At 59.7% G+C, this 26394-nt stretch carries 43 protein-coding genes; 32 read left to right on the top strand and 11 right to left on the bottom strand.

The features are described from left to right. Positions 1 to 117 precede the first annotated feature (117 nt). The 30 genes from rpsJ to J0909_RS10275 all read left to right on the top strand — a co-directional run bounded on the left by rpsJ (position 118) and on the right by J0909_RS10275 (position 15285). Positions 118 to 438: a 30S ribosomal protein S10 gene (gene rpsJ, locus J0909_RS10420; RefSeq protein ID WP_014324026.1), complete on the top strand. Its 321-nt coding sequence runs from the start codon at positions 118 to 120 to the stop codon at positions 436 to 438. A gap of 10 nt (positions 439 to 448) precedes the next feature. Beyond that, a complete protein-coding gene (gene rplC / locus J0909_RS10415; RefSeq protein WP_207262629.1) occupies positions 449 to 1081 on the top strand; it encodes a 50S ribosomal protein L3 in 633 nt (210 codons plus the stop codon). A 12-nt stretch (positions 1082 to 1093) separates the two neighbouring features. Then, the gene (rplD, locus tag J0909_RS10410) at positions 1094 to 1714 is read left to right on the top strand and encodes a 50S ribosomal protein L4 (RefSeq protein WP_207262627.1); all 621 of its coding nucleotides are present in this window, start codon (positions 1094 to 1096) and stop codon (positions 1712 to 1714) included. After that, positions 1714 to 2007, top strand: a complete 294-nt coding sequence (gene rplW, locus J0909_RS10405) for a 50S ribosomal protein L23 (RefSeq protein ID WP_207262625.1) — start codon at positions 1714 to 1716, stop codon at positions 2005 to 2007. The genes rplD and rplW overlap by 1 nt, the downstream gene beginning before the upstream one ends. Before the next feature lie 3 nt (positions 2008 to 2010). Further along, the gene (gene rplB / locus J0909_RS10400) at positions 2011 to 2841 is read left to right on the top strand and encodes a 50S ribosomal protein L2 (protein WP_207262623.1); all 831 of its coding nucleotides are present in this window, start codon (positions 2011 to 2013) and stop codon (positions 2839 to 2841) included. Between the two features lie 11 nt (positions 2842 to 2852). Further along, on the top strand, positions 2853 to 3122 hold the full coding sequence (gene rpsS, locus J0909_RS10395) for a 30S ribosomal protein S19 (protein WP_014324031.1): 270 nt from the start codon (positions 2853 to 2855) through the stop codon (positions 3120 to 3122). A 12-nt stretch (positions 3123 to 3134) separates the two neighbouring features. Further along, positions 3135 to 3467 carry a 50S ribosomal protein L22 gene (rplV, locus tag J0909_RS10390; RefSeq protein ID WP_014324032.1) on the top strand — a complete coding sequence of 111 codons (333 nt, stop codon included), beginning with the start codon at positions 3135 to 3137 and terminating at the stop codon, positions 3465 to 3467. A 1-nt stretch (position 3468) separates the two neighbouring features. Further along, entirely contained in the window at positions 3469 to 4110 is a 642-nt protein-coding gene (gene rpsC, locus J0909_RS10385; protein ID WP_207262621.1) for a 30S ribosomal protein S3, read from the top strand. After that, on the top strand, positions 4110 to 4523 hold the full coding sequence (gene rplP / locus J0909_RS10380; protein ID WP_207262619.1) for a 50S ribosomal protein L16: 414 nt from the start codon (positions 4110 to 4112) through the stop codon (positions 4521 to 4523). The genes rpsC and rplP overlap by 1 nt, the downstream gene beginning before the upstream one ends. Further along, positions 4524 to 4715 (top strand): 50S ribosomal protein L29, encoded by a 192-nt coding sequence (gene rpmC / locus J0909_RS10375; RefSeq protein WP_207262618.1) that lies wholly within the window; start codon positions 4524 to 4526, stop codon positions 4713 to 4715. It begins immediately after the preceding gene. 3 nt (positions 4716 to 4718) lie between these two features. Then, positions 4719 to 4985 (top strand): 30S ribosomal protein S17, encoded by a 267-nt coding sequence (rpsQ, locus tag J0909_RS10370; RefSeq protein ID WP_014324036.1) that lies wholly within the window; start codon positions 4719 to 4721, stop codon positions 4983 to 4985. Between the two features lie 19 nt (positions 4986 to 5004). Next, on the top strand, positions 5005 to 5373 hold the full coding sequence (gene rplN / locus J0909_RS10365) for a 50S ribosomal protein L14 (RefSeq protein WP_066805540.1): 369 nt from the start codon (positions 5005 to 5007) through the stop codon (positions 5371 to 5373). A gap of 10 nt (positions 5374 to 5383) precedes the next feature. Beyond that, entirely contained in the window at positions 5384 to 5704 is a 321-nt protein-coding gene (gene rplX / locus J0909_RS10360) for a 50S ribosomal protein L24 (protein WP_207262617.1), read from the top strand. 8 nt (positions 5705 to 5712) lie between these two features. Continuing rightward, positions 5713 to 6252 (top strand): 50S ribosomal protein L5, encoded by a 540-nt coding sequence (gene rplE / locus J0909_RS10355; protein WP_207262616.1) that lies wholly within the window; start codon positions 5713 to 5715, stop codon positions 6250 to 6252. A gap of 11 nt (positions 6253 to 6263) precedes the next feature. Next, positions 6264 to 6449: a type Z 30S ribosomal protein S14 gene (locus J0909_RS10350; RefSeq protein WP_014324040.1), complete on the top strand. Its 186-nt coding sequence runs from the start codon at positions 6264 to 6266 to the stop codon at positions 6447 to 6449. 15 nt (positions 6450 to 6464) lie between these two features. Continuing rightward, a complete protein-coding gene (gene rpsH, locus J0909_RS10345) occupies positions 6465 to 6848 on the top strand; it encodes a 30S ribosomal protein S8 (RefSeq protein WP_207262615.1) in 384 nt (127 codons plus the stop codon). A gap of 12 nt (positions 6849 to 6860) precedes the next feature. Then, positions 6861 to 7397, top strand: coding sequence for a 50S ribosomal protein L6 (rplF, locus tag J0909_RS10340; protein WP_207262614.1), 537 nt, complete (start codon positions 6861 to 6863; stop codon positions 7395 to 7397). 10 nt (positions 7398 to 7407) lie between these two features. Next, entirely contained in the window at positions 7408 to 7764 is a 357-nt protein-coding gene (rplR, locus tag J0909_RS10335) for a 50S ribosomal protein L18 (RefSeq protein ID WP_207262613.1), read from the top strand. Positions 7765 to 7781: 17 nt separating this feature from the next. Beyond that, the gene (gene rpsE / locus J0909_RS10330; RefSeq protein WP_207262611.1) at positions 7782 to 8273 is read left to right on the top strand and encodes a 30S ribosomal protein S5; all 492 of its coding nucleotides are present in this window, start codon (positions 7782 to 7784) and stop codon (positions 8271 to 8273) included. Positions 8274 to 8286: 13 nt separating this feature from the next. After that, entirely contained in the window at positions 8287 to 8460 is a 174-nt protein-coding gene (gene rpmD, locus J0909_RS10325) for a 50S ribosomal protein L30 (protein ID WP_207262609.1), read from the top strand. Then, positions 8457 to 8903 (top strand): 50S ribosomal protein L15, encoded by a 447-nt coding sequence (rplO, locus tag J0909_RS10320; RefSeq protein WP_207262607.1) that lies wholly within the window; start codon positions 8457 to 8459, stop codon positions 8901 to 8903. Before rpmD ends, rplO begins: the two co-directional genes overlap by 4 nt. A 32-nt stretch (positions 8904 to 8935) precedes the next feature. Continuing rightward, positions 8936 to 10246, top strand: a complete 1311-nt coding sequence (secY, locus tag J0909_RS10315; protein ID WP_207262605.1) for a preprotein translocase subunit SecY — start codon at positions 8936 to 8938, stop codon at positions 10244 to 10246. Between the two features lie 2 nt (positions 10247 to 10248). Continuing rightward, a complete protein-coding gene (map, locus tag J0909_RS10310; RefSeq protein WP_207262604.1) occupies positions 10249 to 11019 on the top strand; it encodes a type I methionyl aminopeptidase in 771 nt (256 codons plus the stop codon). A 130-nt stretch (positions 11020 to 11149) separates the two neighbouring features. Next, a complete protein-coding gene (gene rpmJ, locus J0909_RS10305) occupies positions 11150 to 11263 on the top strand; it encodes a 50S ribosomal protein L36 (RefSeq protein ID WP_014324049.1) in 114 nt (37 codons plus the stop codon). A gap of 12 nt (positions 11264 to 11275) precedes the next feature. Further along, positions 11276 to 11647 carry a 30S ribosomal protein S13 gene (gene rpsM / locus J0909_RS10300; RefSeq protein ID WP_207262603.1) on the top strand — a complete coding sequence of 124 codons (372 nt, stop codon included), beginning with the start codon at positions 11276 to 11278 and terminating at the stop codon, positions 11645 to 11647. Between the two features lie 79 nt (positions 11648 to 11726). Then, on the top strand, positions 11727 to 12113 hold the full coding sequence (gene rpsK, locus J0909_RS10295) for a 30S ribosomal protein S11 (RefSeq protein WP_014324051.1): 387 nt from the start codon (positions 11727 to 11729) through the stop codon (positions 12111 to 12113). Positions 12114 to 12128: 15 nt separating this feature from the next. Next, positions 12129 to 12755, top strand: a complete 627-nt coding sequence (rpsD, locus tag J0909_RS10290) for a 30S ribosomal protein S4 (protein ID WP_207262602.1) — start codon at positions 12129 to 12131, stop codon at positions 12753 to 12755. Positions 12756 to 12767: 12 nt separating this feature from the next. Further along, positions 12768 to 13808: a DNA-directed RNA polymerase subunit alpha gene (locus tag J0909_RS10285; protein WP_207262601.1), complete on the top strand. Its 1041-nt coding sequence runs from the start codon at positions 12768 to 12770 to the stop codon at positions 13806 to 13808. Then, entirely contained in the window at positions 13798 to 14322 is a 525-nt protein-coding gene (gene rplQ, locus J0909_RS10280; RefSeq protein ID WP_207262600.1) for a 50S ribosomal protein L17, read from the top strand. The genes J0909_RS10285 and rplQ overlap by 11 nt, the downstream gene beginning before the upstream one ends. A gap of 78 nt (positions 14323 to 14400) precedes the next feature. Further along, a complete protein-coding gene (locus tag J0909_RS10275) occupies positions 14401 to 15285 on the top strand; it encodes a LysR substrate-binding domain-containing protein (protein ID WP_207262599.1) in 885 nt (294 codons plus the stop codon). Positions 15286 to 15290: 5 nt separating this feature from the next. Here the strand turns inward: J0909_RS10275 and J0909_RS10270 are convergent, their stop codons facing one another. The 4 genes from J0909_RS10270 to J0909_RS10255 form a co-directional block, all read right to left on the bottom strand. Next, the gene (locus J0909_RS10270; protein ID WP_207262597.1) at positions 15291 to 16115 is read right to left on the bottom strand and encodes a menaquinone biosynthetic enzyme MqnA/MqnD family protein; all 825 of its coding nucleotides are present in this window, start codon (positions 16113 to 16115) and stop codon (positions 15291 to 15293) included. Next, complete coding sequence (mqnC, locus tag J0909_RS10265; protein ID WP_207262596.1) at positions 16115 to 17185, bottom strand: cyclic dehypoxanthinyl futalosine synthase; 1071 nt, start codon at positions 17183 to 17185, stop codon at positions 16115 to 16117. Before mqnC ends, J0909_RS10270 begins: the two co-directional genes overlap by 1 nt. 128 nt (positions 17186 to 17313) lie before the next feature. Continuing rightward, positions 17314 to 18408 carry an aminofutalosine synthase MqnE gene (gene mqnE / locus J0909_RS10260; protein ID WP_207262594.1) on the bottom strand — a complete coding sequence of 365 codons (1095 nt, stop codon included), beginning with the start codon at positions 18406 to 18408 and terminating at the stop codon, positions 17314 to 17316. A 4-nt stretch (positions 18409 to 18412) separates the two neighbouring features. Further along, positions 18413 to 19051, bottom strand: a complete 639-nt coding sequence (locus J0909_RS10255; RefSeq protein ID WP_207262592.1) for a TetR/AcrR family transcriptional regulator — start codon at positions 19049 to 19051, stop codon at positions 18413 to 18415. 129 nt (positions 19052 to 19180) lie between these two features. On the opposite strand from J0909_RS10255, the gene J0909_RS10250 reads away from it, so the two are divergent. Beyond that, positions 19181 to 20008 carry a 1,4-dihydroxy-6-naphtoate synthase gene (locus J0909_RS10250; RefSeq protein ID WP_207262591.1) on the top strand — a complete coding sequence of 276 codons (828 nt, stop codon included), beginning with the start codon at positions 19181 to 19183 and terminating at the stop codon, positions 20006 to 20008. Here J0909_RS10250 and J0909_RS10245 read toward each other — a convergent pair. The 7 genes from J0909_RS10245 to J0909_RS10215 form a co-directional block, all read right to left on the bottom strand. Further along, positions 20005 to 20910 (bottom strand): DMT family transporter, encoded by a 906-nt coding sequence (locus J0909_RS10245; protein ID WP_207262590.1) that lies wholly within the window; start codon positions 20908 to 20910, stop codon positions 20005 to 20007. The genes J0909_RS10250 and J0909_RS10245 overlap by 4 nt on opposite strands. A 169-nt stretch (positions 20911 to 21079) precedes the next feature. Continuing rightward, positions 21080 to 21349: a hypothetical protein gene (locus J0909_RS10240; RefSeq protein ID WP_207262589.1), complete on the bottom strand. Its 270-nt coding sequence runs from the start codon at positions 21347 to 21349 to the stop codon at positions 21080 to 21082. A gap of 124 nt (positions 21350 to 21473) precedes the next feature. After that, on the bottom strand, positions 21474 to 21998 hold the full coding sequence (yjgA, locus tag J0909_RS10235) for a ribosome biogenesis factor YjgA (protein WP_286181940.1): 525 nt from the start codon (positions 21996 to 21998) through the stop codon (positions 21474 to 21476). Then, positions 21998 to 22615, bottom strand: a complete 618-nt coding sequence (locus J0909_RS10230; RefSeq protein ID WP_207262588.1) for an ABC-type transport auxiliary lipoprotein family protein — start codon at positions 22613 to 22615, stop codon at positions 21998 to 22000. The genes yjgA and J0909_RS10230 overlap by 1 nt, the downstream gene beginning before the upstream one ends. Positions 22616 to 22627: 12 nt before the next feature. Then, on the bottom strand, positions 22628 to 23779 hold the full coding sequence (locus J0909_RS10225; RefSeq protein ID WP_207262587.1) for an MlaD family protein: 1152 nt from the start codon (positions 23777 to 23779) through the stop codon (positions 22628 to 22630). Between the two features lie 3 nt (positions 23780 to 23782). After that, on the bottom strand, positions 23783 to 24586 hold the full coding sequence (locus J0909_RS10220; RefSeq protein WP_207262585.1) for an ABC transporter ATP-binding protein: 804 nt from the start codon (positions 24584 to 24586) through the stop codon (positions 23783 to 23785). Between the two features lie 9 nt (positions 24587 to 24595). Beyond that, positions 24596 to 25741 (bottom strand): ABC transporter permease, encoded by a 1146-nt coding sequence (locus tag J0909_RS10215; RefSeq protein WP_207262583.1) that lies wholly within the window; start codon positions 25739 to 25741, stop codon positions 24596 to 24598. A gap of 162 nt (positions 25742 to 25903) precedes the next feature. Here J0909_RS10215 and J0909_RS10210 point away from each other — a divergent pair, with 162 nt between their 5' ends. After that, positions 25904 to 26377 (top strand): Lrp/AsnC family transcriptional regulator, encoded by a 474-nt coding sequence (locus J0909_RS10210; RefSeq protein ID WP_207262581.1) that lies wholly within the window; start codon positions 25904 to 25906, stop codon positions 26375 to 26377. The last annotated feature ends 17 nt before the right edge of the window (positions 26378 to 26394 follow it).

Here is a 26394-nt window from a genome sequence, read left to right as displayed (position 1 = left end):
ATTTTCCCTTTGCTTGACAGTGCGGCGGTGCGGGTGTACTCAACCCGACCGCCGCATGATTCGGCGCCTTTTCCTTTTCGGGCGCGGTAAAGATAAATCCTTTGAGGAGAAAGCACTATGGCTGCTTCGATGGCGAGCGATCGCATCAGAATTAAACTGAGAGCATACGATTACCGTATTCTGGACAAGGCTGTCACCGAGATCGTTGACACCGCCCGGAATACCGGTGCGGCTATCGCCGGCCCCGTGCCGCTGCCCACCGACATTCATCGTACCACCGTCCAGAAATCCGTTCACGTGGACAAGAAGTCCCGTGAGCAGTTCGAAATGCGCATTCACAAGCGTCTTCTGGATATTCTTGAACCCACTCAGCAGACTGTTGACGCCCTGGGCAAGCTTTCGTTGCCCGCCGGTGTGGACGTCGAGATCAAGCTCTAGGAGTATAGTTATGGCTAAGACTCTCGGATTGCTTGGCAGAAAGCTGGGCATGACCCGCATTTTCAAGGACGATGGTACCATCTGCCCCGTCACGGTCATCGAGGCCGGTCCCTGCGCGGTGATGCAGATCAAGACCACGGACAAGGAAGGCTACAACGCCTTGCAGCTCGGTTACGACACCGTTCCCGAGCGTAAGGTGAACAAGCCCATGAAAGGCCATATGGCCAAGGCCGGCGACACCCTGTACCGCCACCTCAAGGAATTTCCTTTGGAGGTCGTGGAAGGCTATGAGCTGGGCCAGGAACTCACCGTCGACATCTTTGCCGCCGGCGAGAAGGTCAAGGTTACCGGTACCTCCAAGGGTAAGGGTTTCCAGGGCGTCATGAAGCGTCACAACTTCGCTGGCTCCCGCGCTTCCCACGGTGCCGAGAAAGTGCATCGCGTCCCCGGCTCCGTCGGTAACGCGACATATCCCGGCCGTGTTTGGAAGGGCAAAAAGATGCCCGGCCAGATGGGTAACGCACGCGTGACCCTGAGCAACGTTGAGATCGTCGATGTCAGGCCCGAGGACAACGTCCTGGTGGTCAAGGGCCAAGTGCCCGGCCCGAACAACGGCCTCGTGATGATCCGCAAGAACGGCTAAGAGGTATTCGTCATGGCAAAAATTCAAGTTGTAGATCAGAATAACAAGAAGGTGGGCGACTTCGAGCTGGCCCCCGAGGTTTTCGAGGTAGAGATCATGCCCGAAATCCTCAACCAGGTCGTCCGCGCCCAGCGCGCCTCCCAGCGCCAGGGCACCCACGCCACCAAGAACCGCGCTCTGAAGGCAGGCGGCGGCCGCAAGCCGTGGCGCCAGAAGGGCACGGGCCGCGCCCGCGCCGGTTCCAACAATTCGCCCCTGTGGCGCGGCGGTGCCACCGTTTTCGGCCCGCAGCCCCGCGACTATGCCTTCAAGGTCAACAAGAAGGTGCGCAAGCTGGCCCTGAAGATGGCCCTGTCCTCCCGCGTCTCCGAAGAGAAGATGACGGTGGTCAAGTCCATCGATCTCCCTGAGATCAAGACCAAGGCCTTTGCCGAAGTCGCCAAGAACCTCGGCCTGAACAAGACCCTGATCGTCGCCAAAGACGCCGATCAGAAGCTGACCATGTCTGCGCGCAACATGCCGCACATCAAGGTCATCGAGGCCGATAAGCTGAATGTTTACGACGTGCTGCTGTACCCCGAGCTGGTTATGCTCGAGTCCGCCGCCCAAGACGTTCAAGAGAGGTTGAAGTAATGGATTATTCGAAAGTCCTGCTCAAGCCCGTGGTCTCCGAGAAGGCCAACGAGGCCAAGGAGCAATCCAATCACGTCTCTTTTTACGTCCACCCCGATTCCAACAAGATCGAGGTGAAGAAGGCCGTTGAAGCAGCCTTCGACGTCAAAGTCGAGTCCGTGAATATCGTCAGCAAGAAAGCCTCGCCGCGCAAGCGCATGGGCCGTCTGACCGGTGGCCGCGTCCCCGGTTACAAGAAGGCCTACGTCAAACTTGCAGCCGGTGATAAAATCGAAATCTTCGAAGGAGTGTAACCCATGGCAACCCGTAAGCTGAAGCCTACTTCTCCGGGCCGCCGGTTCCAGACCATCTCCGATTTCGCGGAGATCACCCGGACCACTCCCGAGAAGTCGCTGACCAAAGGTCTGACCAAGAAAGCCGGCCGCAATAATAACGGCCGCGTGACCATGCGTCGTCGCGGCGGCGGCAACAAGTCCCTGTATCGCCTGATCGACTTCAAGCGGAACAAGCTTGGCGTGCCCGCCAAGGTGGCCGAGATCGAATACGATCCGAATCGTAGCGCCCGTATCGCCCTGCTGCATTACGCGGACGGCGAGAAGCGCTACATCCTGGCCCCGGTGGGCCTGAATCAGGGCGACGTCATCACCGCCGGTGAAGGCGCCGACATCAAGCCCGGCAACGCCATGGCTCTGACCCAGATCCCGACCGGTACCGTCGTGCACAACATCGAGCTGTACCCGGGCAAGGGCGGCCAGTTCTGCCGCGCCGCCGGGACCTATGCCCAGCTCATCGCCAAGGAAGGCAAGTACGCGCTGCTGCGCATGCCCTCCGGCGAAGTCCGCAAGGTGCTGGCCACCTGTTGCGCCACCATCGGCCAGGTTGGTAACATTCATCACGAGAACATCAAGATCGGTAAGGCCGGACGCAATCGTTGGCTTGGCCGTCGCCCGAAGGTCCGTGGTGTGGCAATGAACCCGATCGATCACCCGCTGGGTGGTGGTGAGGGCCGCAGTTCCGGTGGTCGCCATCCGGTGTCCCCGTGGGGTACCCCGGCCAAGGGCTACAAGACCCGGAACCGCAAGAAGGCTTCCTCGAAGCTCATCGTCAAACGCCGCGGCCAGAAGTAGGAGTATAACCAATGCCTAGATCGCTGAAGAAGGGACCGTTCCTGGACGGTCACCTGATCAAGAAAATACAAGTGGCCGCCGAGAATCAGGACCGCCGCGTGATCAAGACCTGGTCGCGCCGTTCCACGATCGTCCCCGAGATGGTCGGCATGACCTTCGCCGTCCACAATGGCCGGAAGTTCATCCCCGTGTTCGTGACCGAAAACATGGTCGGACACAAGCTGGGTGAATTCTCCCCGACCCGCACCTACTTCGGCCACGTCGCCGACAAGAAGAAGTAGGGGGAGTACGTTATGGAAGCCAAAGCAGTCGCTAAGTTCATCCGTGTGTCGCCGCGCAAGACCCGCATCGTCGCCGAGAACATCAAGGGCAAGGGCGTCGAGGATGCCCTGAACATCCTGCGGTTTACCCCGCAGAAGCCCGCCGACATTCTCAGCAAGGTGCTGTACTCCGCCGTGTCCAACGCGGAGCAGATGCCCGGCGTGGACGTGGACTCCCTGGTCGTCGCATCGGTCGTGGTCAACGAAGGTCCCACTTGGAAGCGCATTCAGCCGCGCGCCATGGGCCGCGCCTACCGTGTCCGCAAGCGCACCAGCCATATCACCATTGTAGTCAAGGAACAGTAGCATGGGACAGAAAGTACATCCTTACGGTTTTCGTCTGGGGTATAACAAGAACTGGCTGTCCCGCTGGTACAGCAAAAAGGACTATCCTGCGTTCGTCTTTCAGGACGACCAGGTCCGCAAGTTCGTCAAGAAAAAACTGTATCAGGCCGGCGTTTCCCGCATCGAGATAGAGCGGGCCGGCGGCAAGATTCGCCTGATCATCCACACCGCGCGTCCCGGTATCGTCATCGGCCGCAAGGGTGTAGAGATAGAAAAGTTGCGTGAGGAATTGCGCAACAAGTTTCAAACCGAGTTCACCATTGAGGTCAACGAGATCCGTCGGCCGGAGGTTGAAGCTCAGCTCGTAGCTGAGAACATTGCCCAGCAGCTCGAACGCCGCATTGCCTTCCGCCGTGCCATGAAGCGCACGGTGGGCCTTGCCAGGAAATTCGGCGCCGAGGGTATCAAAGTCGCGTGCGCGGGCCGGTTGGCCGGCGCCGAGATCGCGCGCGGCGAATGGTACCGTGATGGGCGTGTGCCCCTGCACACCCTCCGTGCGGACATCGACTACGGTTTTGCCGAGGCGGCTACCACCTACGGCGTAATCGGCGTCAAGGTCTGGATCTTCAAAGGTGAGATCCTGGACAAAGAGGTACAACAGTAATGCTTGCTCCAAAAAGAGTGAAATTCAGAAAGCGGCAGAAAGGCCGCCTCAGAGGCAAGGCCCAACGGGGTAACATAGTGTCCTTCGGCGATATCGGCCTGAAGGCATTGGAGCACGGAAAGATCACCAGCCAGCAGATTGAGTCCGCCCGTGTGGCCATCATGCGCCACATCAAACGCGGCGGTAAGGTCTGGATCCGCATCTTCCCTGATTTCCCCGTCACCTCCAAGCCCGCGGAAGTCCGCATGGGTAAGGGTAAAGGCGCTCCCGACGGTTGGGTCGCGCCGGTGAAACCGGGCCGCATCATGTACGAAGTGAAGGGCGTTGACATCGAGCTCGCCAAGGAAGCCCTCAAGCGCGCTTCCTACAAGCTGCCGATCAAAACGGCCATCGTAGTCAAGGAGGGTCTGTAAATGACTTCCAAGGAACTTCGTGAACTGGATGACGCCAAACTGGTCGAGAAGCTGAAGGAATCCCAGCACGAGTTGTTCACCATGCGCTTTAAGCATGCGACTGCTCAGCTGGAAAACACCAAGGCTCTGTCCGGCGTCAAGAAGACCATCGCCCGTATCCTGACCATTCAGCGGGAACGACAGGGAGCGTAAGAAATGGCTGAGTTCAAATACCAAGGCAACAAGCGGTTGCTGACCGGCCTGGTCATCTCCGACAAGGCCGACAAGACCATCGTCGTCCGCGTCGAGACCCTGGTGAAGCATCCGCTGCTGAAGAAGTACATCCGTCGCCGCAAAAAGTTCATGGCCCATGATCCGGCCAATGACTGCGGTGTCGGCGATACGGTGCAGATTGTCGAGTCGAGGCCCATGTCCAAGCGCAAGCGCTGGCACCTGGTGAAGATCCTCGAAAAAGCCGTCTAGGGATTAGGAGGAAATCAATATGATTCAGGTTGAATCCAATCTCGACGTGGCTGACAACTCTGGAGCCAAGAAAGTCGCCTGCATCAAGGTGCTCGGCGGTTCCAAGCGCCGTTACGCCAGCGTCGGTGATATTATCGTAGTGTCCGTCAAGGAGGCCATGCCCCATTCCAAGGTGAAGAAGGGCTCGGTCATGAAGGCGGTTGTCGTCCGCACGAAGAAGGAGCTCGGTCGTCCCGACGGTTCCTACATCAAGTTCGACAACAACTCCGCCGTGCTGCTGAACAACAACATGGAACCCGTGGGAACCCGTATCTTCGGTCCCGTGGCCCGCGAACTGCGTGCCGCCGGTTTCATGAAGATCGTTTCCCTCGCTCCCGAGGTTCTGTAAGGAAATGACGATGAAGACTAAAATCCGTAAAGACGACAAGGTCATGGTCATCGCCGGGAAGGACAAGGGAAAGGTCGGCAAGGTCTTGAAGATCCTTAAGAAGCAGGACAAGGTCCTGGTCGAAAAGGTGAACATGGTCCAGCGCCACACCAAGGCCAATCCGTATGCCCAGCAGCCCGGTGGCATTATCGAGAAGGAAGCCCCTATCCATGTATCCAATGTGGCTGTGGTTTGCGACGCCTGCACCAAGCCCACGCGGGTAGGGTACAAGAAGACTGAAGACGGCAAGAAGGTGCGCTTCTGCAAGAAGTGCAACGAGACCTTCAAATAGGTATCAGTATGACACGTCTCGAAAAATTGTATAACGAAAAGGTCGTCCCCGAGCTCCAAAAGGAGTACGGTTACACCTCGTCCATGGAGATCCCCAAAATGGTCAAGATCTCCCTGAACATCGGTCTTGGAGCTGCCAGTCAGAACAGCAAGCTCATTGAGGCCGCCTGTGACGAGTTGACCGCCATCGCCGGGCAGAAGGCCGTGGTCACCCTGGCCAAGAAGTCCATCGCGCAGTTCAAGCTGCGCGAGGGGCAGCCTGTCGGGTGCCGCGTGACCCTGCGCGAAGATCGCATGTGGGACTTTTATGACAAGCTCGTGAGCTTTGCTCTGCCCCGAGTCCGCGACTTTCGCGGCATCCCCGACCGCGGTTTCGACGGTCGCGGGAACTTCACCCTGGGCATCAAGGAACACACCATCTTCCCCGAGCTTGACATCGACAGGGTGGAGTTGGTGAAGGGCATGAACGTGACCGTGACCACCACGGCCAAAACCGACAAGGAAGGCAAGACGCTTCTTGACCTCCTTGGCATGCCCTTTAAAAAGTAGGAGGACGGAAAGTGGCCAAAACAAGCTTACGCGTTAAGGCAAGCCGCAAACCCAAGTTCAAGGTCCGCGCTTACAATCGTTGCCCGATTTGTGGCCGTCCTCGGGCTTTCCTGAGGCGGTACGGCATTTGTCGTATCTGCTTCCGCAACAAGGCTCTCGCCGGCGAACTGCCCGGCGTCCGCAAGGCGAGCTGGTAATTAAGGAGAAATGAAATGGCTGTTGTTGATCCTGTAGCCGACATGTTGACCCGCATTCGGAATGCGTACGGCGCCTATCACACTGATGTCGCCGTCCCGACTTCCAAGATGAAGTCTTCCATCGCGGGTATCCTGAAGGAAGAAGGTTATATCGCCGACTACGCTGTCGAGGACAGGGACATCAGTATTACCCTCAAGTACGCCGATGGCAAACCGCTCATTACTGGCCTTCGTAAGGTCAGCAAGCCCGGTCGCCGCGTATACGTTGGTGCTTCTGATATCCCCCGCGTCCAGAACGGCATCGGTATTTGTATCGTGTCCACCTCCAAGGGGCTGCTCGAGGGCGCCAAGGCCAAAGAGGCCAATGTTGGCGGCGAGCTCCTCTGCGAAATCTGGTAAAGAGGTTCCGTTATGTCTCGTATAGGAAAGAATCCCATCGACATCCCTTCGGGTGTCGAGGTGTCTGTCGGAGCCTCCGAAATCCAGGTCAAGGGTCCCAAGGGAACCTTGAATACCCCGGTCGATTCGTCCGTTGGGTATAAGATTGAGGATGGCAAGGTGTACGTTTCCCGCGCGGATGATTCCCGCCGCTCCCGCGACCAGCACGGTCTTCGTAGGACCCTGCTCGCCAACTGCGTGGACGGCGTGACCAAGGGCTTTTCCAAGACCCTGGAAGTCATCGGCGTCGGTTACAAGGTGTCCGTGCAGGGCAAGAAAGTCGTTCTGGCCGTCGGGTATTCCCATCCGGTCGAGTTCGACCTGCCCGCCGGCCTGGAGGCCAAGGTGGAAGGCGCCAAGCTGACCATCGAGGGCATCGACAAGCAGCTTGTCGGTGAAATTGCGGCCCAGATTCGTCGTGTGCGTCCGCCCGAACCTTACAAGGGTAAGGGCATCAAGTACCTCGACGAAATTATTCGCCGCAAGGCCGGTAAGTCCGGCTCCAAGTAGGGGTAAAGTCATGAAAAGCAAGAATGCACAGAGGCTTCGTCGCAAGCCCCGCATCAGAAAGAAGATCTCCGGTACCGAAGCTCGGCCCCGTCTGGTCGTCTATCGCTCCAACCAGCATATCTATGCCCAGTTGGTCGATGACGTGAAGGGCGTGACCCTGGCCTCCACCAGCACTCAGGTGCTGAACAAGGATGGCGAGACGCTGAAGGCCAATAAGGATTCTGCCACCAAGGTGGGCAAGGCGATTGCCGCCGCCGCCTTGGCCAAGCAGATCGAGACCTGCGTCTTCGACCGGAATGGATATATCTACCACGGCAAGATCAAAGCCCTTGCCGACGGCGCCCGTGAAGGCGGGCTGAAATTCTAGGCACCAGGGAAAGAACAATGGAACAGAATGAAAGTGGATTGATTGAAAAAATCGTCTACCTCAATCGCGTCGCCAAGGTTGTCAAGGGTGGCCGCCGTTTCAGCTTCAGCTGCCTGGTGGTCGTCGGTGACGGTGAAGGGGGAGTGGGTTACGGCCTGGGTAAGGCCAATGAAGTGCCCGAAGCCATCCGCAAGGCGAGTGAACGCGCCAAGAAGAACATGATCAATGTTCCCCTGCTGGACGGTACCCTCCCGTATGAGGTTTTGGGACGCTACGGAGCGGGCCGCGTCATGCTCAAGCCCGCCAGCCGAGGCACCGGCATCATTGCCGGTGGTCCCGTGCGTGCGATCATGGAGGCCGTGGGCGTCAATGACATCCTGACCAAGGCCATCGGGACCAACAACCCGCACAACGTGTTGCGGGCCACCATGGCCGGGCTGGAGTCCCTGCGCAGCGCCGAGGAGGTCTCCTCCCTGCGCGGCGTGTCGGTCTCCACTCCCAGAAAGTAGGAAGGATATCGTCGTGATTAAAGTCAAGCAGATCAAAAGCAAGATCGCGTGCAAGCCCGACCAGGTAAAAATCCTGGAAGCCTTGGGCCTGCGCAGGATCAATCAGGTCAAAGAGCACGATGACACTCCTGTCATCCGCGGAATGATCTACAAGGTCAGACACCTGGTGGAGGTTACCGAATCATGAGACTTCATGAACTCTACGCCTTCCCGGAAGAATATAAGAATCGCAAGCGCATAGGTCGCGGATCCGGCTCCGGATGGGGCAAGACCGCCGCCAAGGGCCACAAGGGTCAGAACGCCCGTTCCGGCGGCGGTGTCCGTCCCGGTTTTGAGGGTGGCCAGATGCCCCTCGCCCGGCGCCTGCCCAAGCGCGGATTCAAGAATCCCTTCCGTGAAGAATATGAAGCCGTGAACGTGGGCCGACTTATCGCCCTGTTCGAAGGCAAGGACGAGATCACTCTGTCCGACATGTACGAGCGCGGCGTCGTCAAAGACGGCGCTCCGGTTAAAGTGTTGGGCACCGGTGAAGTCGACAAGGCCGTGACCATTGAAGCTCATCGCTTCAGTGCGTCGGCCGCCGACAAGATTGCCAAGGCCGGCGGAATCGCCAAGGCCATTGAGGCGTAAACTCACTATTGATTCGGAAGGGTACTGAGACGATGTCAGGAGTTGACAATATTGCCCGGTTGCCGGAGCTGCGGAAAAAGCTGCTCTGGACGTTCGCACTGCTCGCTGTCTACCGGTTGGGCATACACATCCCTATTCCCGGCGTCGATAGTGCTGCGCTTTCCGAGTTCTTCGCGCAGGCGCAGAACACCCTCTTCGGCGTGTTCGACATGTTCTCAGGCGGTGGACTCAAACGGATGTCCATCTTCGCCTTGGGTATCATGCCGTACATTTCGGCCTCGATCATCCTCCAACTTCTGACCGTCGTCAGCCCCGAGCTGAAGCGGCTTCAGAAGGAGGAGGGCGAGGCCGGCCGCAAGAAGATCACCCAATACACCCGGTACGGTACGGTGCTCATCACCATCGTTCAGGGTTTCGCCATTGCCACCGGACTGGAATCCATGAGTTCGCCCACGGGCGCGCCCATGGTCCTTTATTCCGGCATGGGCTTCAAACTGATGACGATTCTGACCCTGACCGCAGGCACCGTGTTCCTGATGTGGCTGGGCGAACAGATGACCGAAAAAGGTATCGGCAACGGCATCTCCCTGATCATCTACGCGGGTATCATCGCCGGCCTTCCGGCCGCGGTGGTCAATACCCTGCAATTGATGACCGTGGGCGAGATCTCGCTGTTCATCCTGCTCATCCTGATCGTGGTGATGGTCGCTACTTTGGCCTTCATCGTCTTCATGGAGCGCGGACAGCGCCGTATACCCATTCACTATGCCAAACGTCAGCAAGGACGACGCATGTTCGGCGGGCAGACCACGCATCTGCCGTTGAAGATCAACACCGCCGGTGTTATTCCGCCGATCTTCGCTTCTTCCATACTGATGTTCCCTGCAACGCTTGCTCAGTTTTCGAGCAACAAGTATTTGCAGGATTTCTCGGCCTACATGAGACCGGATTCCATCCTGTACAACATTCTGTACATCGGAATCATCATCTTCTTCTGCTATTTCTATACGGCGATCATGTTTGATCCCAAGGGAATCGCGGAGAACATCCAGAAGCAGGGCGGCTTCATCCCGGGCATTCGCCCCGGCAACCGCACCCGCGAGTACATCGACAAGGTTCTGGCCCGCATCACCCTGTGGGGCGCCTTCTATGTCTCGGCGGTTTGCGTGCTGCCCATGTTCCTGATCAGCAAGTTCGGCGTGCCGTTCTATTTCGGCGGTACTTCGCTTCTGATCGTGGTCGGCGTGGCCATGGATTTCATGGGCCAGATCGAGTCCTACATGATCTCCCGCCAATACGAGGGATTGATGGGGAAAGGTAACAAACTTAAAGGCAGGCGCTAGTTTTGAAAAAGTTCAGGGGCGTCTTTCTCAAAAACGATAAAGAGATTGGCCTCATGCGTGAGGCCAATCGCATTGTTTCGAGAATTCTCGACGAACTGGGTGAAAACGTCAGACCCGGCGTGTCCACCATGCACTTCGAGAATATTTGCCGCGCACGCTGCGACGAGCACGGCGTGAGGCCGAATTTCCTGGGTTACCAGGGGTTCCCCTTCGCCCTGTGTTGCTCGGTCAACGAGGAGATCGTGCACGGCTTTCCCTCCGAGGAGCGCATCCTCCAGGAGGGCGACATCGTCAGTTTCGACATGGGTGTCGAATACAAGGGATTCCACGGAGACTCGGCCCGCACCTTCGGGGTGGGCAAAGTTTCCGCCGAAGCGCAGAAACTCATGGATGTAACCCGCGAGTCTCTGTATATAGGGATCGAACAGGCCCGGCCCGGAAACAATCTGTATGACATCTCCGCGGCAATCCAGTCATACGTGGAAGGGTTCGGCCTGGGCATCGTCCGTCGTTTTGTAGGTCATGGGATCGGCAGTCATCTTCATGAGAAGCCCGAGATCCCCAACTTTGTGCCCAGGGGGCTGTCCGGTGTTCCTCTCAAAGCCGGTATGGTCCTTGCCATTGAGCCGATGGTCACGCTGGGAACACACGAAGTGGAGATTCTTGAGGATAATTGGACTGCGGTGACCAAAGACGGTTCCAAGGCCGCTCATTTCGAGCACACCGTGGCCGTGACCTCCGACGGGCCGAGAATATTGAGCCTGTCCGACTAGCTCCTTCGGGGCCTGTAATTCGGGCTTGCTCTTTGTTCAAAAAGGCTGTATAAAACGCAGCTTCGTTAAAAAGGCCACCCCCCGACAGGGGGGTATGGGCATTATTGTTATTTAGACATTGGAGATGGTCATGAAAGTCAGACCTTCTGTGAAAAAAATGTGTTCCAAGTGCAAAGTAATTCGGCGCAACGGCGTGCTGCGGGTGATCTGCGAAAACCCCCGGCATAAGCAGCGTCAAGGATAGAGGGAAAGAACTATGGCACGTATTGCTGGCGTTGATCTGCCGAGGAACAAGCGCATCGACATCGCGTTGACGTACATTTACGGCATTGGCCGGACCATGGCCCTGCAGATTCTCGATACCACCGGGATCGACTGGAAGACCAGCAGTGACGACCTCACTGCCGATGAAGTCAACCAGATCCGTGTCGAGATCGAGAACAACCACAAGGTTGAGGGTGACCTCCGTCGTGAGATCACCACCAACATCAAACGTCTGATGGACATCGGCTGCTACCGCGGTCTGCGCCATCGCCGCGGCCTGCCGGTTCGCGGCCAGAAGTCCAAGACCAACGCCCGTACCCGCAAGGGGCCGCGCCGTTCCGTCATGGGCCGTAAGAAGAAATAGCTCGACATGCGACTTCCGCCTGTGCGCCTGTGAGCGCGCGGGCGTTGTATAAGACTTTTATTCAACGGAGATTAAGGCAATGGCTAAACCCCGTCGCTCTGGGAAGAAAAAAGAGAAGAAAAATATTCCCGTCGGTATTGCCCACGTCAAGGCCACGTTCAACAACACGATCGTGACCTTCACCGACGTCAAAGGCAATGTCGTCAGCTGGGCTTCCGCCGGTGCTCATTTTAAGGGTTCCCGCAAGTCCACTCCTTTCGCGGCCCAGATGGCTGCCGAAGCCGCCGCCAAGCGCGCGCAGGATTCGGGCATGCGCACTGTGGGCATCTACGTCAAGGGCCCCGGTTCCGGACGTGAGGCCGCCATGCGCGCCATCAATAACGTCGGCTTCAAGGTTACTTTCATCCGGGACATCACCCCGATCCCGCACAATGGTTGCCGGCCGCCCAAACGCCGCAGGGTCTAATTAAGGAGAATTATCGTGGCAAGATATACCGAAGCAAAATGCAAGCTGTGCCGCCGCGAGGGAGAGAAGCTCTTCCTCAAGGGTGATCGCTGCTACACCGACAAGTGCGCTTACGAGAAGCGCCCCTATCCTCCGGGACACGCCGGCCGCATGCGCCACAAGATGTCCGACTACGCCGTCCAGCTGCGCGAGAAGCAGAAGGTTCGCCGCATGTACGGCATCCTTGAGGGCCAGTTCCGGACTTACTACAAGCGCGCTGAAGGCATGAAGGGCGTGGCGGGTCACAACCTGCTGTTCCTGCTGGAGCGCCGCCTCGACAATGTTATCTATCGTCTTGGCTTCGCGAATTCCCGCGACCAGGCTCGCCAGTTGGTCCGTCACGGCATCTTCAAGCTCAACGGCCGCCGCGTGTCCATTCCGTCCATGCAGGTCAAAGCTGAGGACGTCATCGAGGTCCGCGAGGAAGCCCGCAAGATCCCCGTGATCAACGAGGCCCAGGAAGTCATCGCCCGCCGCGGCTGCCCCGAGTGGTTGGAATCCGACGGCGCCAACTTCAAGGGCACGGTTAAGGCCATGCCGAGCCGGGAAGACATTCAGTTCCCGATCAACGAGCAGCTGATTGTCGAATTGTACTCCAAGTAAATAGGGGACTACATGCTTATTGAGAACGGCGACAAACTCATCAACACCCGCAATTGGAGCGAGTTGGTCAAGCCCGAGGCCCTCGTGCGCGACTCCAAGTCCTCCAGGACGTACGGTAAATTCATCTGCGAACCCCTGGAGCGCGGCTATGCCACCACCATCGGCAACGCCATGCGCCGGGTTCTCCTCTCCTCCATGCAGGGGTGTGCCATCGTGTCCGCCTCCATTGAAGGAGTGCAGCATGAGTTCACCACGCTGCCCGGGGTGCTTGAGGATATGACCGAGGTAGTGCTGAACCTGAAGCAGGTTCGCATAGCCATGACCACGGACGAGCCTCAGCGCTTGGTCCTCGAAGCCAACAAGAAGGGGCCGGTCACGGCCGGAATGATCCAGGAAAATCAGAATGTGACCATCCTGAACAAGGATCAGCTCATCGCCACCCTGACCGAAAATCGCACCTTGAAGATGGAGTTGGAAGTCCGCATGGGCAAAGGGTACGTCCCGGCCGACATGCATGAAGGACTGACCGACGAAATCGGCTCCATGGTCCTCGACGCCAGCTACTCCCCCGTCAAGAAGGTCGCTTACTCCGTCGAACAGGCGCGAGTCGGCCAGATGACGAACTACGACAAGCTCATCCTGGAAGTGTGGACCGATGGCTCCGTCACTCCCGAGGATGCCTGCGCCTACAGCGCCAAGATCCTCAAGGACCAGCTCTCGGTGTTCATCAACTTCGACGAATCCTCCTCCGAGACGCATGAGGAAGAGGACGATTCCATCGATCTGAACCCGAACCTCTTCAAGTCCATTGACGAGCTCGAACTCTCGGTTCGCGCCACCAACTGCTTGAAGGCCGCCAACATCCAGCTGGTGGGCGAACTGGTCCAGCGTACCGAGCAAACCATGCTCAAGACCAAGAACTTCGGCCGCAAGTCCCTGGACGAGATCCGTCGGGTTCTGGACGGCATGACGCTGAAGTTCGGCATGACGGTCGAGGATTTTGACAAGAAATACCAGGAATGGTTGAAGAGGAAAGAGAAAAATGAGGCATAGAAAGTCCGGTCGCAAACTGAATCGGTCCAATACGCACCGTGCCGCCATGCTCAAGAACATGGCTCGCGCGCTCCTGACCTATGAACAGATTCGTACCACCGAAGCCAAGGCCAAGGAACTTCGTCGCATTGTAGACAAGCTCATCAGCCTGGCCATTCGCAACGACCTGCACGCACGCCGTCAGGCCTACAAGGTCCTCGGCAGCCACCAGATGGTTCAGCGTCTCTTCGACGAGATCGGCCCGCGTTTTGAAAGCGGCGTCGGCGGGTTCACCCGCATCGTCAAGCTCGCTCAGCCCCGCAAGGGCGACTGCGCCCCCATGGTCATCATCGAGCTGACCCGGAAGGGAGGCGAGGCTGCCGCCGAAGCTCCGGCCAAGGCAGAGCCCACGCAGGCTCCCGCCAAGACGGCCGAGAAGAAGGAAGCGCCCAAGGCCGCTCCCGAAAAGACCGAAAAGCCTGAAGAACCGGCCAAGGAAAATCCTGAAGCCGACGAAAAGGCCGACGCGGAATAAGTAAAGAAAGGGGCAGGCTTAGGCCTGCCCTTTTTTTGTCTTAAGGTATAGATTACATCTATTTATGGGATTGATTTAATGGACATCCGAAAGCTTGAAGCGTTTTGCAAGGTCTATGAACTGCAAAGTTTTTCCAAGGCGGGGGAGGCCATGTTCCTGTCCCAGCCGACCATCAGCTCACACGTGGCCAACCTTGAAGACGAGTTGGGCGTCAAGCTGTTCGACCGGCTGGGGCGCAAGATCATGCCCACCCAGGCCGGTGATGTCCTTTATGAGAGCATGGTGACCATCTTCCGCAACCTGGACCGGGCCAAAGCGGCCATCGAGGTCTTGCGCGACAGGGTGGTCGGCGAACTCCAGATAGGGTGCAGTACCATTCCGTCGCACAGCATCCTGCCGGAATTGCTCAAATCTTTTTCCGCCCAGTATCCAGAGGTCTCGTTTATCGTCCACACCGGCGACTCGGCCGAGGTTATCCGGCGGGTCGTCTGCGGCGACTGGCCTGTGGGGATCGTGGGCAAACGGCCCGACGAGGATGAGTTGGTGACCAAGCTTCTGGCCCGGGACGAGACCATTCTGGTGGCCTCTCCCCGTGCTCCCTGGCTGCCGGCCGATGGCGAGCCGTCCATGGACACGCTGGTGGGGTTGCCGTGGGTCATGCGCGTCAAGGGGTCGGCCACGCGGCTGGTCCTGGAGGAGGCTCTGGGCAAGGCGGGCTACTCGCTCCAGAACCTGAACATTCGCTGCAAGGTCGAAGGGACCTGCGAGAGCCTGGCTCACGCGGTGCACGGCGTGGGCTTGTGCTTCACCTCGAAACTGGCCGCCCAATCCCTGCTGGACAGCGGCGAGGTGGTGCAGATCAAGGCTCCGGCCCTGGAGGGACGTCGGGAATTCTACCTCATCCATCATGGCGGACGGTATATGTTCCCGGCCCTCAAGGCCTTCGTGGAATTCCACGGATAGCGGGCTCAGGGCAGGAAGACCAGCTCCGGAGCGCGGTCGATGATTCCGGTTTCCACCAGGCTTCCGTAGAAGGATCGCATGCCCTTTTGCTCCTCGGGGCCGAGGTCGTAGACCAGGCCGTCAAAGTAGGAGCACATTTCCTCGTCGTTCAGGCAGCTTTCCTCGGCGGCCATGGCGCAGACGTCGTCGATGTTCTCCGCCCCCCATCGTTTGCCCGCCAGGAGCAATTCGGCGGCCTGTCGGACCTTTTCCCGATTTCGCTCCCAACTGTCGCGCTGGACGATCCAGACGCCGAAAATGAACGGCAGGCCGGTCAATTCGCGCCAGGCCTCGCCCAGATCGATACGGTAGGGGTAGTCCGGGTGATAGCGCAGGTTCAAGGCCTCGTCGCCGATGCACAGGATAGCTTGGGGGCGTTCTCCGGTCCCGAGGACGTCGGTGGCGCTGCCGGTGGTGAAGACGGTTTCGATCTTCCACAGCTGGGCCTGGAGCACGCGGAGCAGCGCGGCGGAGGTATGGGTCTGGGCGCTGACCAGGATGGTCTTGCGGTCCAGTTCCTCCACCGGGCGGCGGCTCAGGAGCAGTACCGACTGGACCGGTCCCCGACTGCCGATGGCGATGTCCGGGATGAGATAGTACTTGTCGGCGTGGCGCGCATATTCCACGCTGGAGGCAGCGGATACGTCGAGCAGGCCCGCGTCCATGAGCCGGTTGAGTTCGGCGGGCGGCCCGGAGGTAACCTCGCAGTCCATGGGCAGGATGCCGGTTTCCAGAGGGTGGTAGATGGGCAGGACATTGAGATAACCGATCTTTCCAAGACGCACGGACATTATTTTTCCTCCATCAGGGTGTAGTCCATGGTCCGCTGCCGAGGGGTAAACCCGGCCGCTTCGACCAGACGATGAATTTCCTCACGGGACAGGCGGAAGGCGACGCCCGCGGCTTTGACCACGTTTTCCTCGATCATGGTCGAACCGAAGTCGTTGCCGCCGAAATAGAGGGCCAACTGGGCGATCTTGGGCCCCATGGTCACCCAGGAGACCTGGATGTTGTCCACATTGTCCAGGACGATGCGCGACAGGGCCAGGGTGCGCAGGTATTCCACGCTGGTCAGCTTGCGGCAATGGGGCAGGGCGGTGTGGTCCGGCTGGAAGGTCCAGGGGATGAAGGCCGTGAACCCGTGGGTGCGGTCCTGGACCTCGCGCACGCGGAAGAGATGTTCGAGCCGCTGGGCCGGGGTGTCCAGGTGGCCGAACATCATGGTCGCGGTGGTGCGCAGTCCCTGGGCGTGGGCCTCTTCCATGACGCCGAGCCACTGATCGGTCGGGCATTTGTTCGGGGCCACCCGGGAACGGACCTCGTCCACCAGGATTTCCGCCCCGCCGCCGGGGATGGAGTCCAGCCCGGCCGCGCGCAGGCGCCGGATGACCTCGGCCACGGATATGCCTTCTTTGTTGGACCAGAAGACCACTTCGGGCGGGGAAAAGGCGTGTATGTGCACCGGGTGTTCGGCCTTGATGAAGCGGAGCATGTCCTCATACCAGGTCAACGGCAGATCCGGGTGGTGTCCGCCCTGCATGAGGATTTGTGTGCCGCCAAGGGCCTTGGTTTCGTCGATCTTGCGTCCGATCTCCTCGAAGGAGAGTACGTATCCGTCCGGGGCCCCAGGTTCGCGGAAGAACGCGCAGAATTTGCAGCAGCAAACGCAGATATTGGAATAGTTGATGTTCCGGTCCACCACGTAGGTGACCATGGGCTCGGGGTGCTTGCGCAGTCGTACCTGGTGGGCCAGCCTCCCGAGGTCGTGGAAATCCGCACCGGCATACAGTCGTTCGGCTTCGGCGAACTCAATTCGCTCCCCGTCCAAAACTTTCTCATAAATGCTTTCAAGCTCGTTCATATCCATCTCACCTGCATTGTCTTTCCGTTTCCTCCATCCCGCGAAGCGGCCTAAAAAACTTGGCGGGGGGAAGGGATGCCCTTTTCAAAAGGGTTTCTTTCCTCCTTCATCCGCCGCCGGAAGCGGCCCTACACCTCGTTGAAAAAACCGTCGCGCTCCACGGGGGTGCAGCCGCAGCCCCGGATCATGTCTGTCAATTCCGAGCGGGACAGCCCCTGTTCCGAAGTGGCTCCGGCCTCGTGGCCGATCTTTTCCTCGATGACCGTGCCGTCGAAGTCGTCGGCTCCGAACTTGAGGGCCGCCTGGGCCTGCTTGACTCCGAGCATGACCCAATAGGCCTTGATGTGCGGGATGTTGTCCAACAGCAGGCGGGAGACCGCGATGGTCTTGAGTTCCTCCAGGCCGGTCAGGGGATTGTCGATCGTCAGTCGGCTGTTCTTGGTCAGGAAGGGCAGGGGAATGAAACAGGTATAGCCGCCTCCCCGGTCCTGGGACTCGCGCAGTCGGACAAGATGATCCACACGGTCATCAATGGTTTCGATATGCCCGAAGAGCATGGTGGCATTGGTTTTGAGCCCCAGGCCGTGGGCCTCCTCGTGGATGGACAGCCACTCATCCGCCGTGGCCTTGCGCGGGCAGAGCCGTTCGCGAACCTCCGGGGCGAAGATCTCGGCTCCACCTCCGGCAAGCATGCCGAGTCCGGCGGCCTTGAGTCGGGTCAGGACTTCCCGGGCCGCAATGCCTTCGAGCCGGGCGAAATGGGCGATCTCCACGGCGGTGAAGCATTTGAGGACCGCATCGGGGTATCGCTCGTGCACGGCGGAGAGGATGTCCTCGAAATAGGTTAATCCGAGCTTGGGGTGGCAGCCGCCCACGATGTGGACTTCGCGCGGCGGCAGCGCAGCGGCCGCAAGCTTGGTCAGGACGTCGTCGCGGGTCAGGACAAAACCGCCGCTTTGCCCCTCTTCCCGTTGGTAGGCGCAGAACACGCAGCCGTTGACGCAGATATTGGTGTAGTTCACATGGCGGTTGACCACGTAGAAGGTCTTGTCGCCATGCAGTCGGCTGCGCACACGGTGAGCCAGGGCACCCACGGCCAAAGGTTCGGGACAGCGGAACAGGCGCACGCCGTCGTCGAAGGACAGGCGCTCGTGTGCTTCGACCTTGTCGCGGATGTCGGCCAGGCCCAGGGTGGCGAAATAGTCGCTTTGGAAAAGATGCATTCGGTTACTCCTGTGAAGGGATGTCTGCCAGGCCGTGGCGCAGGAAGGCGGCCAGGGCGCGGGCCCGGTCCGGCAAGGATGCGGCGGGCGCGAGTCCGTTGTCCAACGATGGCACGGCATAGCCCTGGATGAAGCGGTCCATGACCGCGTGCACGGTGAACACGGCCATGTCCACGTCCAGCGAGGCCGGGAGCTGCCCGGATCGGATGCCGCCCTCGATAAGTTGCCGGAGGTACTTGGCGTGTGCGCCGCGGATCTCGCCGAGAAACCGCTCGCGCAGGGGGAAATTTTCGTTGAAGAGCATCTTCAGGTAGATGTGGTACAGGTTCGGGTGTTCGTCCACGAATCGGGTTCCGGCCAGGAAGCTCTGTTCCATGCGTTCGAAGAAGTCCAGATCGGGCGTGTCGCGGATGGCTTTGAGAGGTTTCTTGAACCCGGTCACAGCGCTGCTGAAGATGTGCTCGAACAGTCCTTGCTTGTTGCCGAAATATTTGAACAGCGACCCCTTGGCGATGCCTAGGCGGTCGACGATGCGGTTGACGCTCGCCTGATGGTAACCGTGCTCGGCAAATTCCACGGTCGCCTCGTCCAGGACGCGCCGTTGTTTTTCCTCGGGTAGATTCTCGAAGGTTTTTTTCGTCAATGCCGTGGCTCCCGCACTTGCGCTTTCCGGTCGGTTCCGTTAGTGGTGACCGGGTGGTCACCATGAGTACAAGGGCGCGGGGATTGTGTCAAGCATGGTGGCTAAATTTAGTTAAAACAGAAGGTTGTCATGCAAAAAAAACTAACTCTCGGCTATTCTCCCTGTCCCAACGACACCTTCATCTTTCACGCCTTGGCCACGGGGATCATCCCATGGCCAGGCGGGCTGGACGTGACCCTGGCCGATGTGGAGGAACTGAACGGGCTGGCCGCTGGCGGGGCGCTGGACGTGGTCAAGGTGTCCACGGCTGCGGCCGCCGGAATTCTGGACGAGTACGTGCTGTTGCGCGCGGGCGGAGCCATGGGCTACGGGGCAGGGCCGGTGCTGGTGGCGCGGAAGGCCCGCACCCTCGCATCCCTGGACGGTTCCGACGTGGCCATCCCGGGCGAACGGACCACGGCCAATCTGATCTTCGGGCTGTGCTGTCGGGAGGCTGGGATCGCGGTCAACCGCGTGCCCATGGTTTTCGACGAGGTTATGCCCGCAGTGCAGGCCGGGCGGGTGGACGCCGGCGTGGTCATTCACGAGGGGCGGTTCACTTTCCAGAAGCGCGATCTGGTCCGGGTGCTCGATCTGGGGGTGTGGTGGGAAGCGCATACGGGACTGCCCATTCCGCTCGGAGCCATTGCCGTCCGGCGATCCCTTGGCGAGGATCTTGCCCGGCGCATGAACGAGGCCATTCGGCAGAGCCTGCTCTTCGCCCGCAACGAACCCGAGGCCGGGTGTGATTATATTCGCGCCCACGCCCAGGAATTGAGCGAGGACGTCATCCGCACGCACATCGAGACCTTCGTTACGGACTACAGCCTGGATGTGGGCGAGGCGGGAATGGGGGCGGTTTCCCGGTTGTTGGCCGAGGCGGGCTGCGACCGGGAGGATATCTTCATCGGCCTCTAGGCGGTGGGAGCGGGCGTCTTGGCCCGTTTCTCCTGGCTGACGTACACGCCGACGACGACCAGGGCCGAGGCCGTGTACTGCATCCAGTTGAGTCGTTCGTCCAGCAGGACCAGCCCCAGGATCAGGGTGATCACCGGAATGAGGTTGATGAAGGCCGAGGCCTGGGCCGCCGGGATCTTGGACATGCCGTAGTTGTACATACCGTAAGCCCCGATGGTCACGAACACGCCCAGGTAGAGGATGGATATCACGCCCATGGCGTCGAAGGCGGTGGGCAGCTCGGTGGAGGGCAGGAAGAGCAGCGGGAAATAGAACAGCGAGCCCGTGAAGGCCTGGATCATGGTCAGGAACCACGGATTGTAGCGCGGGGTCAGCTTCTTCAGCGATATCATGTACCCACAGGCGCAAATCATGGCCAGGAATTCCAAGAAGTTGCCGAGCGTCGGGTTGGTCGCCGTCGCCGTGGCCTCGGCTGCGCTCGACAGGATCACGGCCCCGACGATGGCCAGGCTGAATCCGGTGATGGTCCGGCGGGTCAGGGGGTCTTTCAGGATCAGGCGCGCGGCCACGGCCACCATGAGGGGCAGCAGAGCGCAGATCATTCCGGCCTGGGAGGCGTCCGTGTAGGTCAGGGCCAGGGCCTCGAATACGAAGTAGAACCCTGGTTCGCAAATGCCCATGAAGGCCAGCAGTTTCCAATCCCCGGGGCGGTAGTCGATCTTGCGCAGGCTCTTGAAGACCAGCAGGAAGCAGAGGGAAGCGATGAACATGCGGCCGAAGATGACCACCATGGGATCGAAGCGCTGAAAGGCGATCTTGAGCACGATAAACGAACTGGCCCAGAGCATGACTGCCGCCCACAGCGCCAGTAATGCCCTTGTTTTTCCTTCAGCGATAACCATATGCGACTCCTGCGGATGTGATCGGATCATCTACCATTGTTGCCAGGTGATGGGAATGGCGTCCGCCATCATTTATTCGGATGGAGATCATCGGCGTCCGGTGGCCGAAACGTGAAAAGGGCCCCGCTTTCGCCGGACCCTTTTCACGGTGTTCTATGAAATGTTTGCCCTAGTGGGGGCAGACGGCCAGGACGTTGACGGGCTTGAAGCCGTTGTCCGGGTTTTCGGCATAGCGGCAGCCCAGGTGGGAATCGTCGCGCTTGTTCAGTATGTCTCCCTCGGAACCGAGGTAGTGCGGGCAATTGTTGTTGTTGCAGATGAGGATGACACCCCAACCGGTTTCGGGGGGTGCGAGCCAGGCGTCCAGCCGCTTGCCACAGTGCGGGCAGTCTCTGTCGGGCAACTCGGTGACGATGCCGGCGTATTCATGGATAACCATCTCTGTATCTCCTTGCGTGCGGCGGATCAGGCCGTCATTTATTCAATGATACAAAATAATCCCTCAACCCCCGCCGTCAAGACCCATGGGGTTGTTTTTTTTTGTTTCCCGGTCGTCGGAAGGGCTATGCTTCGCCCTGGAGGTCGCGCAGCAGGCGGAAGAGGGCCCTGGCATCCCGAGGGGGTTTGCCCGCCGCTTTTTCGCGGCGCGCGCCGAGGGTCAGTTGGCGGAGGCGCTGGCCTTGGTCGGGGTGATTGTCGAACAACTCTTGCAGCAGGTCGTCGTCGCCACCCAAGAGACGGTCGCGCAGGGCTTCGACGCGCTTGAAGGCCTCGGTCTTGACCGTGTGGCCGAGTTGGGCGGCTTCGACCAGGTCGCGGACGCGGGAGGTGTCGAAGGTGCGCATGAGTTTGCCCACGTACTGCATGTGGCGGCGTCTGGCCTCGTGCTTGGTGATGGTTTTGATGAGCAGCAGGGCCTTTTCCACTTCCGGAGGCAGGCCCGCCTCTTTGACGACTTTGTCGCCCAAGGCGGCCAGGTCGGCCCCGAGCTGTTGCAGGGCGGCCATGTCGCGTTTGAGCTGAGAGCGGCTCGGGCGGTCGTCGATCTCGTCGAATTCCTCGGGACGGTATGTTGATTTTTTGGCCATCAGTTTTTGAGCGGCGCGGCGGCCAGGTCGGATTCAAGGGAAGTGAACACGGCTTCCACGCCCTGGGTCAAGGCTTTGACCAGGGCCTGTGGGGAGCTGTCGGCAAGGGGGACGCGTTCGGCGTAGGAGCCGGAGAAGACGATATCGTTTTCGGCCGTGGACTCGTCCACCGCGAAAAACTGCATCTCGACCACGGCGGCGGGCCGGTCGGAGGTGTAGTCGCCGTACAGGGCGTTGACCGTACCCTCCAGGGTCAGATCGGGCACGGCGATGCTGCCCGGCTCGATGATGTGCTTAAACTGCCCGGATTCGCGCAGCCAACGGCGCAGTTCCGTGGTCAGCATGTTGGACGGGCTGACGAAGAAGAGGTTGTAGAAGTCGGAGTCGATGCGTTCCTCGGGGGATCGGTAGACCAGCTCGCGGGTGTTGTAGAGGTCCGAGACGGACAGCCGCCGGACCATGAGCACGAGTTTGCGGGGTGCGGCCGCCTTGGTGGCGGTGCGCGCGGGGGCTATCTGATAGTACCGTTTTTCCAGGGGCCGGGCGCCCAGCTTGACGCAGGCCGAAGCGGCCAGGGCCGTGACCAGGAGTGCGATGAGGATGGCGTGTCGTTTCATGACGGGTACCGCCTAGTTGCCTTCGGGATTGGATTTGCTCGGCGGGTTGCCGAATATCATGCCGGACGGGTACCGTTTGGCCTCGTCCGTGAGTTCCTTGACGTTCTGCATGGCTTCCCTGGTATCCTCGACGATGGACCGGACGTTGGCCTCCTGGGAGGCGAGCACGCCGTTGAGGCGGTTGACCAGGGCATGGACCTTGGATACTGCGGCGGCCAGGTCAGTCGAGGCCTTGGAGATGTTTTCCAGGGATGGGGCGATCTCGCCCATGGCCTTGTCCATGCGCGGGTCGGTCAGGGTCTTGCTCAGGACCTGGGAGGCCTGCTTGAAGCTGGCGATGGCCTGCCGGGTCTCGGAAGCAGCCTTGATGATGTCGTCCGCCGATTCGGTGGTGATGCGATCGACGTTGGACAGGATGGAGGCCGCATGCGGGATGAGGGTCTTGGTCGCCGGATCGCCGAGCAACTTGTCGGTCTGGGCCAGGATGCCCTGGGTGGACTGGAGGATGGCGAGCAGGCGATTGCCCGCTTCCCGGCCGCCCTCGGTCTTCATGAAGTCATTGAGCGTTCCGACGATGGATTTGACATCCGTGATGATTGATTCGAGGTCTTCCTGTTTCAGGCCGCTCAGAGTCTTGCTGATGTTGGTCACGGCCTCCTCGACCCGGCTCAAGGTGGAGGGCACGGCCGGAATGTACGCGTATTCCGGGGTCCAGCTGATGCCCAGGGGCGGATTATTCTTGGGGTCCTGGTAGACCGTGTTCAGGAAGAGTTGGCCGGTCAGGCCGAGCGAAGTGGGCCTGATGCGCATGCCGCGCTTGGCTTCCGTCTCGACATGGGAGATGAACTCTTTGTCGGTCATCTCCCGGAACAGGTCCGGGTTGATCTCGCAACGGACGTAGACGTAGCGCGACTGGGGCGATTTGGCGTTGTGGTAGATGTTGGATACGAAGTTGATTTCGGCCACGCGGCCCACCTGAACGCCGCGCAGTTTCACCGGGGAGCCCACGGAAAGCCCGTTGACCGATTCGTCGAAATAGGTCTCCATGGGGAAGGTGGTCTGGAAATAGTGCCCGGCTCCGAGGATGACCACGACCGCCAGGAGCATGCCGGTGCCGAGAACTATGTACAGGCCGAGCTTGAAGTAGTCTCTTTTGCGTATCATTACCTATCCTTGGGCTGCCGGTTGTCCGTCCGGACCGTGGCCGGGGATGTCGATGTCGGGTTGCCGGAGAAAAAAGCGTTTGACGAACGGGTTTTCCGATGTGTCGCGCAGCACGCGTGGGTCGCCTTCGGCCACGATGGATTTGACATCCTTGTCGAGCATGATAACTCGATCCGCTATTTTGTAAATGCTTTCGAGCTCATGGGTGACGATGACGAAGGTGATGCCCAGGTTCTTGGCGAGGTCGAGGATGAGCTCGTCCAGGATCGCGCTGGAGATGGGATCAAGTCCCGCGCCGGGCTCGTCCAAGAAGAGGATGCGGGGGTCGAGCGCCATGGCGCGGGCGATGGCCGCGCGTTTCTTCATGCCCCCGGACAGGGCGGCAGGCATTTTGTAAGCCGCCTTTTCCATGTCCACCATGGCCAGCTTGGACTTGGCGATGATCTCGATGGCGTCAGCGGGCAGGTCCGTGAATTCCTCAAGGGGCAGCATGATGTTCTGGAGTACGGACATGGAGCCGAACAGGGCGCCCATCTGGTACATCACCCCGAACTTGCGGATGATCGTCTGGCGCATCTCGTCCGAGGCGGCCGTCAGCTCCTCTCCGTCGAAGAATATCTGGCCCGCCATGGGCTCGATCAGGCCGATCATGTTCTTGAGCAGGGTGGACTTGCCGCAGCCCGAACCACCGAGGATGATGAAGACCTCGCCCCGGCGGATGTCGAAGGTCGCGTTGTCCACGATGACCACGCCGTCATAGCCGCAGGTCAGGTTGCGCACGCTGATGACCGGGATATTGTCCGCCATGGCGCCCGCCTATATTCCTAAATAATAGTACGCCACGGCGAACAGGCCGTCGGCGAAGGCTATGAGGATGATGCCCGAGACCACGGCGCTGGTGGTGGACAGTCCCACTGCGCTGGCCCCGGACCGGGTCTGCATGCCGCGCAGGCAGCCGATGCCCGCCACCAGAAAGCTGAAGACCAACCCCTTGGCCATGCCGCCCCAGAAGTCGGTTGCGCTCACGTTGGCGAAGACGCGCGAGGTGAAGGTAACCAGGGGGTAGCCCATGGAGAGCATGACCAGGGCGCCGCCCACCAGGCTGGCCAGATTGAAGAACATGGTCATCAGGGGAACCATGCACATGGTTGCCAGCAGTTTGGGGACCACCAGGAAGCGCATGGGCGAGAGTCCCATGGTGGTCAGGGCGTCCAGTTCCTCGTTGATCTTCATGGTCCCGATCTCGGCGGCGAAGGCCGAGCCGGATCGCGCTGCCAGGAGGATGGAGGTGACCAGCGGTCCCATCTCGCGGAACATGACCAGGCCGAGCATGTTGGGGACGAATATCTCGCCGCCGAACCGCTGGAGGCTGATGGCCGATTGGAAGGACAGGATCAGTCCCATGAGAAAGCCGATGAGCACGATGATGAACATGGAGTCCACGCCCACGTTGATGCACGAGAGGATTATGTCCTTCCAGCGTACCCGGGTCGGATGCGCTGCCGTCTGGCCGAGCAGGGAAAAAGACTCGCCCACAAAGGCGATCATCGCCCGGAGGCCCTGCCGCAATTCATTACCCGTCACGCTCAGGGATTCGGCCAGCCCGCGCTGTTCGCGCTCGCTGTCCCGCCACTTGGGCAGGATCGAGTCCCAGGTCAGGCCGATCAGCCTGCGGTCCTCGTCGCGCAGGTTGGTCAGGTCTATGGCGGCCCGTTTCTCGGCGCACAGTTCCTTGAGCTTGAGCAGCAGGGCCACACCCGAACCGTCCATGTAGGTCACGCCCGCGCAGTCGGCGGTCAGCCGAGTGAAGCCCGCCGAGGACGCGCCTTTGACGACGTCATTCCAGATGGCGGCGGTTCCGGTCGCGTCCAGACGGCCGGACAGGGCCAGGACCAAGCCGCCGTTCCGGGTGGAAAGGGCGACCCGGGCGTCGGTTGGGCTGCGTTTGTTGGTGGTGGCCATGCGGTGCGGTTCCTTGCAATGTCCCGAGATTATCGGTCGAACATATCGATTTGTCAGATTATCCGAGGAAAGGGGAAAAGAAAAGTCGTATGTGCGCGGGCGGCGGCCCGGGCGCGCCGAGGCGCTTGACAGAAAATGGAAAGAATATTATTTCTTTATACCATGAATATCAGAAAGATTGACAAACTGGATTTGGAAATACTGAATATACTTCAGGAAGACGGGAAGATTTCCAATGCCGAAATAGCCCGAAAAGTCGGCAAGGCTCCCTCGGCCGTGCTTGAGCGCGTGCGCAAGTTGAGGAAGGGCGACATCATCAAGGGCTATGAATGTATTGTCAACCACAAAGCACTGGGCCGGGGGCTGACGGCCTTCACTTCCATTCGGGTGGAAGAGGGGGTGGGCGCCACCGAGGTCGGTCAGAAGCTGGCGGAATTTCCGGAGGTCCTGGAAGTCCATTACACGGCCGGGCGGGATTCGTACCTGGTCAAGGTCAGGGTGGAAGACACCGAAGCCTTGCAGGCGACTCTGGCCAAGTTCGGCACGCTCGGGCCGGTTCGGGACACCAATTCGACCATCGTCCTGACCACGGTCAAGGAATCACGGGTCATACCGCTACCTCACGAAAACGACTAGAACGCAAGGAGCCAACA

The organism is Desulfovibrio sp. Huiquan2017 (assembly GCF_017351175.1).
Lineage (GTDB): Bacteria > Desulfobacterota > Desulfovibrionia > Desulfovibrionales > Desulfovibrionaceae > Pseudodesulfovibrio.
The sequence above is the reverse complement of the archived record's forward strand: the minus strand, read 5'-3'. Positions and strand labels throughout refer to the sequence as shown.